Raw genomic sequence first — 14452 nt, forward strand, 5'->3', positions numbered from 1 at the left:
AACCACTCCTGCACCCATGATGAGGCGCTGATGGATTTTGCTCGCGTTGCCGGTACCTTTTCCAACACCGCTCTTACGCGCGCGATCGCGGTAGGGGCTTTTTTCTTGGCTGCCAGCGGCGCCTATGCCGGCTGCGGCGAACCCATGGAGCCGGGGCGCCACTCGGTTAGCATAGAGAGCGAAGGGGTCGCGCGTTCGGCCGTCTACTTCATTCCGTCTTCCTATACGGGCAAAGAGAAGGTTCCGGTCGTTTTCGATTTCCATGGTAGCCACAGCAATCCCGAAGGTCAGCTGAACAGAAGCTCATGGGACAAGGTCGCCGAAAAGAGCGGCTTCATCGTCATGGCGCTGCAGGGCAGCCTGGCCGGCAGTTCTGCCGGCACCTATGCCTGGAACGTGCCCTATGTGACCACCCAGCCCGGCGGTCTTGACGAGATCGCCTATATCGAGCGGGCGGTGGAGACCATGAAGGAAACCCTCTGCGTCGATCCGGCCCGTATCTACGCTTCCGGCTATTCCGGCGGCGGCCGCATGCTTTCGGCCTATCTCTGCGCCGGCAATGACGACTTCGCCGCTGCAGGCTTCGTGCATTCGCTGCGTGCCGGCCGGCCGGTCGAAATTGACGGCAAGTGGGGTCCTGATGCAGAGAACTGCTCGCCAGCCAGGCCGATCTCCATCATGGCCTTCGCGGGTGAGAAGGATGATGCCAACCCCTATGCCGGCGGCGGCAAGGCCTATTGGCAATACGGGTTCAAGACTGCAATCCAGCGCTGGAGCGAACTCGACGGCTGCAAGGGTAACGGCGACCCCAAGAAGGTCGAGGGCGTGACCTTCAGCCTCTACGGCACCTGCAAGAACGGCGCCCGCATAGCATCCTACGTCTTTTCCGACGGCACACATGCCTGGCCCAAACCGGCACCCGCAACGGAGGCGGTCATGGCTGCCGCCAAGGATGGTGCCGCAAGCGTGACCAAGGTCGCGACGGTTGCTGACGCCAAACCCGCCTTCGACGCGAATATTGATCCGGCATCGCGGATGTGGGAGTTTTTCGGCAAGGCCGACAGCACCGATGTGATCGCCACCGCCGCACCCGCGAAGGGCAAGTCTGGCACGGGCGTTGCATCGGATTGCGCGACCGACACCGATCTTCAGGGGACGACGTGCAGCAGCAGCCAGCCGATCAATATGCGCCGCAACGGGCAAGGGGTGCAGGACGCCTTGTAACCAAGGTCTTCGGCGGCCGCACGAGGCTTGCCGAATTCTACCAGGAAGGCTGCGCAAAAATTCGCCTTCCGGAAACATTTTCGCCTGAAATGGAGGCGATTCTCATCAATACGTCAGGGGGACTGACCGGCGGCGACGTGATCGAATGGTCCGTCGCCGCCGCTGATTCCACCAGGCTTTCGATCACCACCCAGGCGAACGAAAAGATCTACAAGGCCGCCGCAGACACGGCGTCCGTTTCCACCCACATCACCGTCGGCAAGGACGCCTCCGTCCACTGGCTTCCCCAGGAAACCATTCTGTTCGACCGAGCCTCGCTGACGCGCCGGCTTGACGTCGATCTTTCCGAAACCTCCGAATTTCTGGCGGTTGAAGCTGTCCTGCTCGGGCGCAAGGCAATGGGCGAAGCCGTTGCACAGGGCTTCCTTCGCGACCGCTGGCGGGTGCGTCGCTCCGGCAGGCTTATTCATGCCGAAGAGCTGCGGTTCGACGGCGAGATCGAGCGGATGACGCAATCGGCAGGAGTTCTCTCAGGCCAGGTTGCCTTCGCGACCCTGTTTTATACCGGGCCGCTTGCCGAGGTACTTTTCCCCAAACTCCGTGCCTGCCTTGACCATACTTCCGGTGGCGCGAGCCTGTGGACCGGCGGAGCCAGCCATTGGAACGGCAAGCTGATTGCGCGGCTGGTGGCGCCGACCGGTTTTGACTTGAGAAAAATCCTGACACCGGCAATTTCCGTATTGCGTAACGGCGCGCCAGTGCCGAAAGTCTGGAACATCTGATTTTTATTGCGGGATTCCCATGAACCTGACGCCCAGAGAAAAAGACAAGCTGCTGATATCAATGGCGGCGATCGTCGCCCGCCGCCGGCTCGAGCGCGGCGTCAAGTTGAACTATCCGGAAGCAATTGCGCTGATCACCGATTTCGTCGTCGAAGGGGCGCGCGACGGCCGCTCCGTTGCCGATCTGATGGAAGCCGGGGCGCATGTCGTCACTCGCGATCAGGTGATGGAGGGAATTGCGGAAATGATCCACGACGTGCAGGTGGAGGCGACCTTTCCGGATGGCACCAAGCTCGTCACCGTGCACGAACCGATCCGCTGAGGAGGCGGCCCATGCTGGAACTGCGCCCCAATTGCGAGTGCTGCGACAAGGATCTGCCGCCCGAGAGCCGGGAGGCGATGATCTGCACCTTCGAATGTACATTCTGCGTCGATTGCGCGACAGATGTGCTTGCCGACACCTGCCCGAATTGCGGCGGCGAACTGGTGCGCCGTCCCGTGCGCCCGGTGGCGAAGCTGGAAAAATATCCCGCATCCACCAAACGCGTTTTGAAGGCCGAGGGCTGCGCGCCCAAGGCGGCTTGAGGGAGAGATTCATGATTCCGGGCGAAGTCATTGCCGCAGCAGGCGAAATCGAACTGAATTCCGGCGCGCCGACGGTGACCGTGGAGGTTTCCAATACCGGCGACCGGCCGGTGCAGGTGGGCAGCCACTACCATTTTTTCGAGACCAACAACGGCCTTTCCTTCGACCGCGAGAAAACCCGCGGCATGCGGCTCGATATCCCGGCTGGCACGGCGGTTCGTTTCGAGCCCGGGCAGACCCGGCAGGTGACGCTGATCCCGCTTTCGGGCAAGCGAGAAGTCTACGGTTTCCAGCAAAAGATCATGGGTGCATTGTGAAGTTTATTATTGCTACTGCCCTTTTGGCGCTTTCCGCTTTGCCTGCGCTTGCCCAGGAGCCGAAGCCCGATTGCAAGAACCCCATCACGCAGATGGAAATGACTTACTGCGAAGAGCAGGAGTTCGGTGCCGCCGACCGGATACTCAATGCTGAGTATCAGAAGGCCCGCAAGGTCATGAAAAAATGGGATGCGGGCGCCGAGGTCGGCTCCAAAGGAGCCGAGGATGCGCTCGTCAAGGCGCAGCGCGCCTGGGTCGCCTATCGCGACGCCCAATGCGCATCCTATGGCTACCAGGCGCACGGGGGCACGATGGAACCGCAGCTCATCTACGGCTGCCAGGCAGACCTGACCCGCAAACGCACGGCCGAATTGAAACAGCTCACCGAGATCATGGGGAATTGATATCCCGCATCGGCCAGAACGGCCGTTGACCGATTGCCCCAACTTACGAGGTAGACCGAAAATGCCCCACAAGATGTCCCGTGCCGCCTATGCCTCGATGTTCGGTCCGACCGTAGGGGACAGGGTGCGGCTTGCCGATACCGAACTCTTCATCGAGGTGGAGAAGGATTTCACCATCTATGGCGAAGAGGTGAAATTCGGCGGCGGCAAGGTCATCCGTGACGGCATGGGGCAGAGCCAGGCCACGCGCGCCGAAGGGGCGGTCGATACGGTCATCACCAATGCGCTGATCGTCGATCATTCGGGCATCTACAAGGCTGACGTGGGTTTGAAGGACGGCCGCATCCATGCGATCGGCAAGGCCGGCAATCCGGATACCCAGCCGGGTGTGACCATCATCGTCGGTCCTTCGACCGAAGCGATCGCCGGCGAAGGCAAGATCCTGACCGCCGGCGGCATGGACGCGCATATCCATTTCATCTGCCCGCAGCAGATCGAGGAAGCGCTGATGTCAGGTGTCACCTGCATGCTCGGTGGCGGCTCCGGTCCGGCGCATGGCACGCTCGCCACCACCTGCACCGGCGCCTGGCATATCGAGCGGATGATCGAGAGCTTCGATGCCTTCCCGATGAACCTTGCGCTCGCCGGCAAGGGCAATGCCTCGCTTCCCGCACCGCTCGAAGAAATGATTCTAGCCGGCGCCTCGTCGCTGAAGCTGCACGAGGACTGGGGGACGACACCGGCCGCGATCGACAATTGCCTCACAGTCGCCGATGCCTTCGACGTGCAGGTGATGATCCATACCGACACGCTGAACGAGAGCGGTTTCGTGGAGGATACGGTTGCCGCGATCAGGGGGCGCACCATCCATGCCTTCCACACGGAAGGGGCGGGCGGTGGACACGCGCCTGACATCATCAAGGTCTGCGGCAATCCGAACGTCATCCCGTCGTCCACCAATCCGACCCGGCCCTATACGGTCAATACGCTCGCCGAACATCTCGACATGCTGATGGTCTGCCACCATCTGTCGCCGTCGATCCCCGAAGACATCGCCTTTGCTGAAAGCCGCATCCGCAAGGAAACGATCGCCGCCGAAGACATCCTGCACGATATCGGCGCCTTCTCGATCATCTCCTCCGACAGCCAGGCGATGGGCCGCGTTGGCGAGGTGGCGATCCGCACCTGGCAGACGGCCGACAAGATGAAACGCCAGCGCGGCCAACTGGCCCAGGAAACCGGGGACAACGACAATTTCCGCGTCAAGCGCTACATCGCCAAATATACGATCAACCCGGCTATCGCCCATGGCGTTTCCCATGAAATCGGCTCGGTGGAAGTCGGCAAGCGGGCCGATCTCGTGCTCTGGAGCCCGGCCTTCTTCGGCGTGAAGCCGGAAATGGTGCTGCTCGGCGGATCGATCGCGGCAGCACCCATGGGGGACCCGAACGCTTCGATCCCGACGCCGCAGCCGATGCACTATCGGCCGATGTTCGCCGCCTACGGAAAGCTCCGGACCAACTCCTCGGTCACCTTTGTTTCCCAAGCCTCGCTGGATGCCGGTCTTTCCCAGCGCCTCGGTGTCGCCAAAAAGCTACTGGCGGTGAAGAATGTCCGCGGCAGCATTTCAAAGGCGTCGATGATCCACAATTCGGCAACGCCGTATGTAGAGGTCGATCCGGAAACTTACGAAGTTCGTGCCGACGGCGAGCTTTTGACCTGCCAGCCGGCGACCGTGCTGCCGATGGCACAGCGTTATTTCCTGTTCTAAGGCTCGTGCGCTGCGGAGATCAGGGATGACAAAGGTTTTGCGCCGGCTTCTCGCCGCGATCCTGATCATCGTGCTTGCGGTAGCTGCCGGGACCTTCATTCCGCGGCCGCTGATCGCTCCGGCGCGTTCGGAAGATGCGGGGGCACAAATACGTATCCTCGTGCTTTCCAACCCCATTCACACCGATATCGCAATCCCGCTTTCCGACAATAACCGGGCTACCTTCGCATTTCTCAGTGGGGCGGGAATTCCCGTTGCTGACCCCGGTGCGCAATGGCTGGTGATCGGCTGGGGCGGGCGTGCCTTTTATCTGGAAACGCCGACCTGGGCGGACCTGAAGCCGCTGCCGGTATTCCGCGCGTTGACTATCGACAGTTCGGTCCTGCACGTCGATATCGCGAGCGGCATAGATGAGGGCCATACGGCGGTCTCGGCCTTCGATCTCGATCCACAAGAGTTCCGGCGCCTTTCGGACTTCATCCAGGCAAGTTTCGTGCGAGTGGCGGGTGAGGTTGCCGCTGTACCCGGCGCGGGTTATGGAGATTACGACCAGTTCTTTGAGGCGCGTGGTTATTTCAACGCTGTCGTCGGCTGCAACACCTGGACGGCGGCGGCGCTGCGAGCAGCCGGATTGCGCACCGGACTCTGGAATCCGTTGCCGCAGACGCTTACCCTCTCACTCGAACTGTTCAATTGACCGGAGTATCGCATGCAGCACATCCATTCCTACCGTCCCGCCGGCGAGGTCACCGATCCGCCGGTCGATATCGTCACGCTGCCGCATGATCTGCGGCATCTCCGACGCAAGCTTCTGCATCTGTCGAATGGCGACATGGTGATGCTGGATCTCAAGGAAGCGGTGCTCTTCCACCACGGCGATCGGCTGGTGCTCGACAGCGGCGATACGGTCGAGGTGCGTGCGGCGCCGGAGAAGCTATTTGAGGTGAAGGGGCGCGATGCGGTTCATCTGATCGAGCTCGCCTGGCACCTCGGCAACCGGCATCTGTCGGCGCAAATCGAGGAAGGGCGTATCCTGATCCTGCGCGATCATGTCATCCGCGCCATGCTGGAAGGGCTCGGCGCCACGGTGACGGACGTCGAGGAAGGCTTCCAGCCGGCCCGCGGCGCCTATCATTCGCATGGGGGGCATTCGCACGGCAGCCACGCGCATGGACATGGTGGCCATGACCATCATCATGATTGAGCGTGCATGAGCCAGGCCCTCGATACGCAGGCTCTCCTGAGATTGATGGCCTGGCTGTCTCCCGCTTTCCCGATCGGCGGCTTTGCCTATTCCGGCGGACTGGAGCGCGCAGTCTTTGACGGGCTGCTCAAGGATGCCGCAGGCCTTGAGGAGTGGATATCGACGCTGGTCCGGCATGGCAGCCTCTGGAACGATGCGCTTCTGTTTTCCGAAGCCTGGCGGCAGGTGGAGAACGGGGCGGAGTTGAGAGAGGTCGCAGAGCTCGGGCTTGCGCTCGCCGGTTCGGCCGAGCGGTTCATGGAAACGCTGTCGCTGGGGAAAGCGTTCATTGTCGCGGCCTCCGCCTGGCCTGATCCCGTGCTGGAGCGCCTGCCGCGCGAGGTGCCTTTTCCCGTCGCGGTCGGCGCGGTCTCGGCAGCGCATGGCATTCCGACGGATAAGGCGCTGGCGGCCTATCTGCATGCCACCGTCTCTCAATCGGTTTCGGCAGCGATCCGGCTCGGGGTCTGCGGGCAGTCGGAAGGGGTGAAGGTTCTGGCCTCTCTCGAAGGGTTGCTGGGAGAGATTTCGCAGCGCGCAGCGCAGGCCACGCTCGATGATCTGGGCGGCGCGGCGGTGCAGGCGGAAATTGCCTCGCTCCGGCACGAAACACAAAATTCGCGGCTTTTCCGCTCGTGAGGGCGGCCTTAAGCTGCCTGGGACTTATGAAAGGAACTCACATGAAATCGGCGAACGGCCCCTTGCGCGTCGGCATCGGCGGGCCTGTCGGCTCCGGCAAGACAGCTTTGACGGAAAAGCTCTGCAAGGCGATGCGGGACAATTATTCCGTCGCGGTGGTCACCAACGATATCTATACGAAGGAAGACGCCGAAGCGCTGGTACGCTGCCAAGCTCTCTCATCGGACCGCATTGTCGGCGTCGAAACTGGCGGTTGCCCGCATACCGCTATCCGCGAGGACGCGACGATCAACCTTCAGGCGATTGCGGATCTCAACGAGCGCATTCCCGACCTCGACATTGTCTTCATTGAGTCCGGCGGCGACAATCTTGCGGCGACCTTCTCGCCCGATCTGGCCGATATCACCATCTATGTGATCTCCACCTGCCAGGGCGAGGAAATTCCCCGCAAGGGCGGCCCGGCCATCACCCGCTCCGACCTGCTCGTCATCAACAAGAAGGATCTGGCCCCCTATGTTGGCGTCGATCTCGATGTGATGGACCGGGACGCCCATCGCATGCGCGAGGCGAAACCGCATCTCTTCACCGATCTGAAACGCGGTGAGGGGGTCGACTACGTCGTCCGGTTCCTGAAGGAGCAAGGCGGGCTCTAAGCACAGCCTTGAAAAAGTTATGGCCGGGGCTCCTCGAAAGCCACCGGCCTGCTGCATGTCGCCGCCGCCCGCGTGCGACATGCTTTCAGAGGGTGCCGGCCCCGCCAAGCCGGACGTCCCTCACGTCAACCTTGATGAACGTTCATTTCCCGAAGCGCCTGTACATCGCCCACCTGGATCACCCGGCCGCGCACGGTGACGCCCGTCTTCCGCAAGGCGGAGAAAGCGCGTGAAAGGGCTTCCGGCGCCAGGCCCAGCATGCCCGCCAGCAGGCTCTTCTGGAAGGGCAGTCGAATGGAGGCCGGGCCTCCGTCCACAGGACAGCGCGTCAGGATATAATTCGCCACCCGTTGCGGCGCCGTATGCAGCCTGTCGTTCGCAACGCATTCCATGGCCGTCAGAAGATGATGGGACAGGGAGATCATCACCGCCTTGGCGACATCGCTTTCCTGTTCGGCGAGTTCCCGTACGGCCTGTGCATCGAAGCGTGCAAGCGTCGCAGCTTCCGCGGTCTGCGCTTGAAACGGATATTTCCTGTCGCCATAAAGGAGGCACTCGGCGAAGGTGTCGCCCGGTACGCAGATGCGGATATCCGCTTCGCGTCCTTCCCGGTTCAGCCGGTAGAGCCTGACATAGCCGCTCAGGACGCAGTAGAAGGCGTCCGCATCTTCTCCCTCGCGGAAGACGGACTTGCGTGCCGGCAGGCTCAGTATCGTCATGCTGCCGAACATCCGCCCGAGCGAATTGCCGCTCAAGCCGCTCAGGAACGGCGTCCTCATCAGCACCGCCCGGTCCCGGCTGTTGAGCTTGATGCTGGTGTTTATGATTTCCATCGCCTGTTCCATGACGTCGGCCGCTACCTCACGATGACGCCAAGATAACAGTTTCATGAAAGCGGTTTTTGACGCCGATCAAATATGCGCGTTTTTCCGGCCATTTTCTTTTCAACTAAAAACGCCGGACCCAAGGCCCGGCGTTTTTGAGACAGGATTGGCGAATGCCGCTTATTCAGCGGCCATCGGAGGCAGGCGCAGCACTTTGTTGCCGCCCTGCGCGCCAGGTGCCGCGCGGTCGTCGTTGGCGCCGGTCTGGCGCTCCATCTGGTTGAGGCGCTCTTCCAGCGAAGCAATCGACTGTGCATTCCTACGTGCTTCCTGCGTGAGTTCTTCCGACGAAAGGCCCAGTTCCTCGACCTCTTTCTTGCCGACGAACCGGCCGAAGAGCTTGCCGAGCAGGCGGGAGATATCGTCCATGATCAGGAAGAAGGACGGTACGACCACCAGCGAGAGCACCGTCGAAACGATGATGCCGCCGATCACCGCGATCGCCATCGGCGCACGGAACGAGCCGCCCTCGCCGATCCCGAGCGCGGAAGGCAGCATGCCTGCCGACATGGCGATCGAGGTCATGATGATCGGGCGGGCGCGCTTGCGGCCGGCCTCGACCATGGCGTGAACCCGCTCCATCCCGTGGCGGCGCATTTCGATCGCGAAATCCACAAGGAGGATGGCGTTTTTCGTGACGATGCCCATCAGCATCAGGATGCCGATCAGGACCGGCATGGACATGGCATTCTGCGTCAGGATCAGCGCGACCGCCACGCCGCCGATGGCAAGCGGCAGCGAGAACAGGATGGTGAACGGCTGGATCACATCCTTGAAGAGGAGAATCAGCACCACCAGCACCAGCATCAGGCCAAGCAGCATCGCATTGCCGAAGCTTTGCGTCATTTCGGCCTGGATCTTGGCGTCGCCGCTTTCCGCAAGCCGCACGGTCGGCGGAAGCTTGGTTTCGTCGACGATCCGTTTGAACTCGGCACTTGCCGTATCGAGCGCGGTCCCGAAGGGCACGTCAGAACCGATCGAGACGACGCGGCTGCGGTCGTTGCGCTTGATCGAGCTCGGGCCCTCCGAATAATCGATATCGGCGACACTATAGAGGGGCACGCTCTGGCCGCTCGCGGTCTTGATCTTCAGCGCGCGGATCGCGGCCAGATCCCGGCGGACATCGAGCGAGGCCTGCACGCGGATCGGGATCTGCCGGTCATCGAGCGAGATTTTCGCAAGATTTGCATCGACATCGCCGATCGTCGCGACACGGACGGTTTCCGAAATCTGCTGCGGCGTGATGCCGAGCCGCGAAGCTTCGTCCATGCGCGGCCGGATCTGCAGTTCCGGACGGGGCAGGGCGCCTTCCGAGCTGACATTGGCAAGGATCGGCGAAGCGCGCAGGCGCGATTCGAGCAGGCTGACAGCGTCGTTCAGGTCCGCCTCGTTGGTGGAGAGGAAGTTGAACGAGAGATCGCGCTCGGCCCGGTCGTTGAGCTTGGCGACGCGAACATCCGGAATGGATTGCAGCCTGGCGAGGATCTCCTTCTCGATCTCCCATTGCGGCTGGATGCGGCCCTTCACCTCCATCTTCGGCAGATAATTGCCGAGGATCGGGATCGAGCCGAGACCCTTGTTCACAAGGGTCTTGACCAGCGAATGCTCGATATTGCCGAGGATGACGCGCACGGTGGCCCGGCGCAGTTCGAGGTCACCCTTGGGCGAGGCGCCGCCCAGAACGAAGACGCTTTCGACGCCATCGATATCGCGGATCGCCTCATAGATCTGGGTGGTCGTCGCGTCGGTCTCGTCAAGTGTGGCGTTCGGCGGCAGTTCCACCGAAAGCACGACGCGCGAGGCGTCTTCCGGCGGTATGAAGCTGCCGGGAACCTGGGCGAGCAGCATCACCGAGCCGGCCAGGAAGGCGATCGCTGCAAGCAGCGTCGTATAGCGCCAGTACCATTTGCGGGTCGTGCCGCTGATGAGGCGCGTATAGGCCTTCATCAGACGGCTGTCGTTGTCGTGATGGTCGTCCATCGCGTCTTCGGCGCGCATGAAATAGGCGGCCATCAGCGGCGTGACGAGGCGTGCCACCATCAGGGAGAAAAAGACGGAGAAGGCGACGGTCAGGCCGAACTGGATGAAGTATTGTCCCGGAATGCCCGGCATGAAGGACACGGGCACGAAGACCGCGATGATCGTGAAGCTGGTCGCGATAACCGCGAGACCAATTTCGTCGGCAGCTTCGAGCGCCGCTCGATAAGGCGTCTTGCCCATCTTGATATGGCGGGCGATGTTCTCGATCTCGACGATCGCATCGTCCACCAGAATACCGGTCGCGAGCGTCAGCGCCAGGAAGCTCACGAGGTTCAGCGAGAACCCCATGAGGTCCATGATCCAGAAGGTCGGGATCGCCGACAGCGGCAATGCCACGGCGGCGATCAGGGTCGCACGCCAGTTGCGCAGGAAGAGTAGCACCACGATGACGGCGAGGATCGCACCTTCGATGAGGGTGTGGAGAGCCGCCTCATAGTTGCCGTAGGTGTAGTAGACGGCGTCATCGACCATCTCGATGGCCACATCCGGATTGGCCTTGCGCACCTCGTTAAGGCTTTCCGCGACCGTTTCCGCAACAGAAACCTCGCTTGCTCCCTTGGCGCGGAAGACGGCGAAAGTGACGGATGGCGTTCCCTTGAAGCGGCCGAAGGATTTCGGCTCTTCATAGGTGTCGGTGATCGTGCCGAGCTGCGACAGCTTCACGAAACGTCCGTTGGAAAGCGAAATGGACGTGTCGGAAAGCTGAGCCACATCACGGGCGTCGCCGAGCGTGCGGATGGTCTGCTCGTTGCCGGCCACCTGTCCGCGGCCGGAGCCGAGGTCCACGTTGGTGCCGCGAAGCTGCTGGTTTACGTCCGCTGCAGTGATGCCATAGGCATCGAGCTTGGCTGCATTCAGCGACACGCGGATTTCACGGTCAGCACCGCCGTAACGGTCGATGCGGCCGATGCCCGGCTGGCCCTGCAGCGAGCGCTTCACCGTGTCGTCCACGAACCACGACAGCTCTTCGAGCGTCATGTTGGGCGAGGATACGGCAAAGGTCTGGATGGCTTGGCCTTCGACGTCGATCTTCGAAACGACAGGCTCCTCGATGCCGGCCGGCAGATCGCTGCGGATCTTGTCGATGGCGTCCTTGGTGTCCTGAACCGCTTCTTCGGTGGGTTTTTCGATGCGGAACATCACCACCGTCTGGGACTGGCCGTCCGTCACGGTGGACTGGATTTCGTCGATGCCGCTGATCGACGCGACGGCGTCCTCGATCTCCTTGGTCACCTGCATCTCCAGTTCGGCAGGCGAAGCGCCGCTCTGGGTGACGCTGATCGAGACGACCGGAACGTCGATGTTCGGGAAACGGGTGATCGGCAGGGTGAAGAACGACTGGAACCCGAGATAGAGCAACAGCGCGAAGCCGAGCAGCGGCGCGATCGGGTTACGGATCGACCAGGCGGAAAAGTTCATGAGTCAACCTCAGCTCAGTTCGCAACAGCGCCGGGCTCGGCGGGGACCGGGGCGATCTTGTCGCCATCCCGCACGAAAGCACCAGCCTTGGCAACAACCAGATCACCGGCTTCAAGGCCGCTGACCACCTGAACGAAACCGCCATCCTGGATGCCGGTTTCAATCTTCACCTGTTTGACCACATTGTCCTGGACCTTGCGGGCACTCGAACCATCGCGTCCGGTAATGACGGCAGACAGCGGGAGCGCCAGCGCGCTGGTCTCGGTAACGACGATCTCCGCGCTGGCATACATGCCGGCGCGGGCGCCGCTTTCGTCGTCGATGACGATATGGACCGCTCCAAGCCTTGTCGTCGCGTCGACTGTCGGGGAGACGAGGCGCACCTTGCCCTCGATCTTCGTCTTGCCGCCGGCAACGGAGACGAGCGCCTTCTGTCCGACCTTGACCTTCTGGATATCCGTTTCGGAGAGATCCGCCACGAGTTCGATCGCGCCATCCCGGATGATCGTGAACAGCGGTTCGCCGGTGCCGCTGGCGATCGCGCCGACTTTGGCGCTGCGCGCCGAAACCACGCCGGACACAGGCGCCTTGACGCCGGTCCGGGCGAGCTTCAGATCGATATCCTCGATCTGGGCTTCCACGACCTTGATGTCGGAATCACCCACTGCCACGGATTGTTTGGCAGCGTTCAGCTGCGCCTGCCGAACTTCGACGAGCGCTTCTGCCTGCTCGACCTGGGAAACCGTGCTGGTGCCGCTCTGGCTCAGCCGCTTGGTGCGGTCGCGCTGGCGGGTGGCGTCAGCCAGATTGGCTTCGGCTTCGATCACCTGCGCCTTGTATTGGGCAAGGCCTGCCTCGGCCTTCGCCTTGTTGGCTTCAAGCTGGCTCTTTTCAAGGAGCAGCGCGTCTTCGTTCAGCGTCGCCAGCACGCTATCGGCCTTCACCTCGTCGCCGATATCGGCGCCAAGCGTCTTGATCGACAGTCCTTCGACCAGCGGCTGAACATAGACTTCCTGGACGGGCTTGATCGTGCCGGTTGCGATGATCCGGTCGACAAGCGGCTTGGTTACCGTCTCGGTCACTACGATGGAGGGCAGCTTCGGCTGCGCGGCGGCTGCCGGCGGAGCCTCCTGCGACAGGGCGGAGCTCGCGGCAAGCGAGAGGAGGAGCGCCGAAATGCCGGCAGACTTCGAGAACTTGCGAAACATGCGTTTACGTCCGACCTGGATTTAAAGGGGCAAATATTTCGCTGGGTACCTCCCCGGTCTCGCCGCGCCCCCTCTGCGCGCGATATCCCGGATCAAGGTGGTAACCGCAAAAAGCGGTTACAAGACCGACAGCGAAAGATTCATCAGGACTGAACTTTTACGTGTTTGCGCCGCACAAATCAATCCATGCCCGTTATGGAATGGATGAGTTTTGGTTATGGTTTACGTCAAAAAAATTTCAGAGAACGCACGAACCTTATGCCGTGCGTTCTCTTTAAGTGAACGGCAGGCGATTTTTATTTCAGCGCTGCCGCGGTGATCTCTGTCGTATAAGCGCCTTCAGGCTTCTTGCTGATGATCTTCTGGTCCAGCAGCGCCTTCACCGTGCGGTCATAGGTTGCCATGTCCAGCTTGCCGTTGCCGATCAGCTTGGCGACTTCCCCCATCATGCGTTTCTGGTGGTTCTCATCCTGACCGCCATTGTCCATGACGATTTCGGCGGCTTCCGCAGGGTTTTCAAGCGCGTATTTCCAGCCCTTCATGGAGGCCCGGACGAACTTGACCATGTTTTCCTTGAACTTCGGGTCCTTGAGCTTGGTCTCGGTGACGTAGAGACCGTCTTCGAGCAGGTCGTTGCCCATGGCGGTATAGTTGAAGACGACCAGGTCTTCCGGCTTGAAGCCGGCATCGATCGCCTGCCAGTATTCGTTATAGGTCATCACCGAAATGCAGTTCGCCTGCTTCTGGACGAGCGGCTGCACGTCGAAGCTCTGTTTCAGAACCGTTACGCCGTCCTTGCTGCCGTCGGTCTTCAGGCCGAGCTTGTTCATCCAGGCGAAGAAGGGATATTCGTTGCCGAAGAACCAGACGCCGAGGGTCTGGCCCTTGAAATCGGCTTCGGTCTTGACCGGACCGTCCTTCGGGCAGATCAGCTGCAGGCCGGATTTCTGGAAGGGCTGCGCGATGTTGACCAACGGGACGCCCTTTTCGCGGGCGACGAGTGCTCCGCCCATCCAGTCGACGATGACGTCGGCGCCGCCGCCGGCGATCACCTGTTCCGGCGCGATGTCCGGGCCGCCCGGCTTGATCGTCACGTCAAGGCCTTCCTCCTCGTAGAAGCCCTTTTCCTTGGCGACGAAATAGCCGCCGAACTGGCCCTGCGCCACCCATTTCAGCTGCAGGGTCACCTTGTCGGCGGCGATCGCCTGGGCTGCGGCAAGCGACATGGCGCCCGCCATCAATGCCATCATGATCTTTTTCATTGTCGTTTCCCTCTGTGTTTG

The 14452-nt window shown here is 61.6% G+C and carries 15 protein-coding genes; 11 read left to right on the top strand and 4 right to left on the bottom strand.

Going from position 1 to position 14452, the window contains the following annotated elements:
• Positions 1-30: 30 nt before the first annotated feature.
• The 11 genes from C5L13_RS11480 to ureG all read left to right on the top strand — a co-directional run bounded on the left by C5L13_RS11480 (position 31) and on the right by ureG (position 7618).
• A complete protein-coding gene (locus tag C5L13_RS11480; protein ID WP_105383419.1) occupies positions 31-1224 on the top strand; it encodes an alpha/beta hydrolase family esterase in 1194 nt (397 codons plus the stop codon).
• Positions 1161-2006 (top strand): urease accessory protein UreD, encoded by an 846-nt coding sequence (locus tag C5L13_RS11485; protein ID WP_105383420.1) that lies wholly within the window; start codon positions 1161-1163, stop codon positions 2004-2006. Before C5L13_RS11480 ends, C5L13_RS11485 begins: the two co-directional genes overlap by 64 nt.
• Before the next feature lie 19 nt (positions 2007-2025).
• Positions 2026-2328: an urease subunit gamma gene (locus tag C5L13_RS11490; RefSeq protein WP_105383421.1), complete on the top strand. Its 303-nt coding sequence runs from the start codon at positions 2026-2028 to the stop codon at positions 2326-2328.
• An 11-nt stretch (positions 2329-2339) separates the two neighbouring features.
• Positions 2340-2591, top strand: a complete 252-nt coding sequence (locus C5L13_RS11495) for a DUF1272 domain-containing protein (protein ID WP_105383422.1) — start codon at positions 2340-2342, stop codon at positions 2589-2591.
• Between the two features lie 11 nt (positions 2592-2602).
• Entirely contained in the window at positions 2603-2908 is a 306-nt protein-coding gene (locus C5L13_RS11500; protein ID WP_105383423.1) for an urease subunit beta, read from the top strand.
• Entirely contained in the window at positions 2905-3312 is a 408-nt protein-coding gene (locus C5L13_RS11505) for a lysozyme inhibitor LprI family protein (protein ID WP_245571219.1), read from the top strand. Before C5L13_RS11500 ends, C5L13_RS11505 begins: the two co-directional genes overlap by 4 nt.
• A 61-nt stretch (positions 3313-3373) precedes the next feature.
• A complete protein-coding gene (ureC, locus tag C5L13_RS11510; RefSeq protein WP_105383424.1) occupies positions 3374-5083 on the top strand; it encodes an urease subunit alpha in 1710 nt (569 codons plus the stop codon).
• A 25-nt stretch (positions 5084-5108) separates the two neighbouring features.
• Positions 5109-5780: a TIGR02117 family protein gene (locus C5L13_RS11515; RefSeq protein WP_105383425.1), complete on the top strand. Its 672-nt coding sequence runs from the start codon at positions 5109-5111 to the stop codon at positions 5778-5780.
• 12 nt (positions 5781-5792) lie between these two features.
• On the top strand, positions 5793-6287 hold the full coding sequence (gene ureE, locus C5L13_RS11520) for an urease accessory protein UreE (protein WP_105383426.1): 495 nt from the start codon (positions 5793-5795) through the stop codon (positions 6285-6287).
• 6 nt (positions 6288-6293) lie between these two features.
• Positions 6294-6965: an urease accessory protein UreF gene (locus tag C5L13_RS11525; protein WP_105383427.1), complete on the top strand. Its 672-nt coding sequence runs from the start codon at positions 6294-6296 to the stop codon at positions 6963-6965.
• 41 nt (positions 6966-7006) lie between these two features.
• Positions 7007-7618, top strand: a complete 612-nt coding sequence (gene ureG, locus C5L13_RS11530; protein ID WP_105383428.1) for an urease accessory protein UreG — start codon at positions 7007-7009, stop codon at positions 7616-7618.
• A 125-nt stretch (positions 7619-7743) separates the two neighbouring features.
• On the opposite strand, the gene C5L13_RS11535 is transcribed toward ureG, so the two are convergent.
• The 4 genes from C5L13_RS11535 to C5L13_RS11550 form a co-directional block, all read right to left on the bottom strand.
• Positions 7744-8451: a Crp/Fnr family transcriptional regulator gene (locus C5L13_RS11535; protein ID WP_170117255.1), complete on the bottom strand. Its 708-nt coding sequence runs from the start codon at positions 8449-8451 to the stop codon at positions 7744-7746.
• 171 nt (positions 8452-8622) lie between these two features.
• Positions 8623-11961 (bottom strand): efflux RND transporter permease subunit, encoded by a 3339-nt coding sequence (locus tag C5L13_RS11540; protein ID WP_105383430.1) that lies wholly within the window; start codon positions 11959-11961, stop codon positions 8623-8625.
• A gap of 14 nt (positions 11962-11975) precedes the next feature.
• The gene (locus C5L13_RS11545) at positions 11976-13169 is read right to left on the bottom strand and encodes an efflux RND transporter periplasmic adaptor subunit (RefSeq protein ID WP_105383431.1); all 1194 of its coding nucleotides are present in this window, start codon (positions 13167-13169) and stop codon (positions 11976-11978) included.
• Between the two features lie 296 nt (positions 13170-13465).
• On the bottom strand, positions 13466-14431 hold the full coding sequence (locus tag C5L13_RS11550; RefSeq protein WP_105383432.1) for an ABC transporter substrate-binding protein: 966 nt from the start codon (positions 14429-14431) through the stop codon (positions 13466-13468).
• Positions 14432-14452: the final 21 nt, after the last annotated feature.

The organism is Neorhizobium alkalisoli (assembly GCF_002968635.1).
Taxonomy (GTDB): Bacteria; Pseudomonadota; Alphaproteobacteria; order Rhizobiales; family Rhizobiaceae; genus Neorhizobium; species Neorhizobium alkalisoli.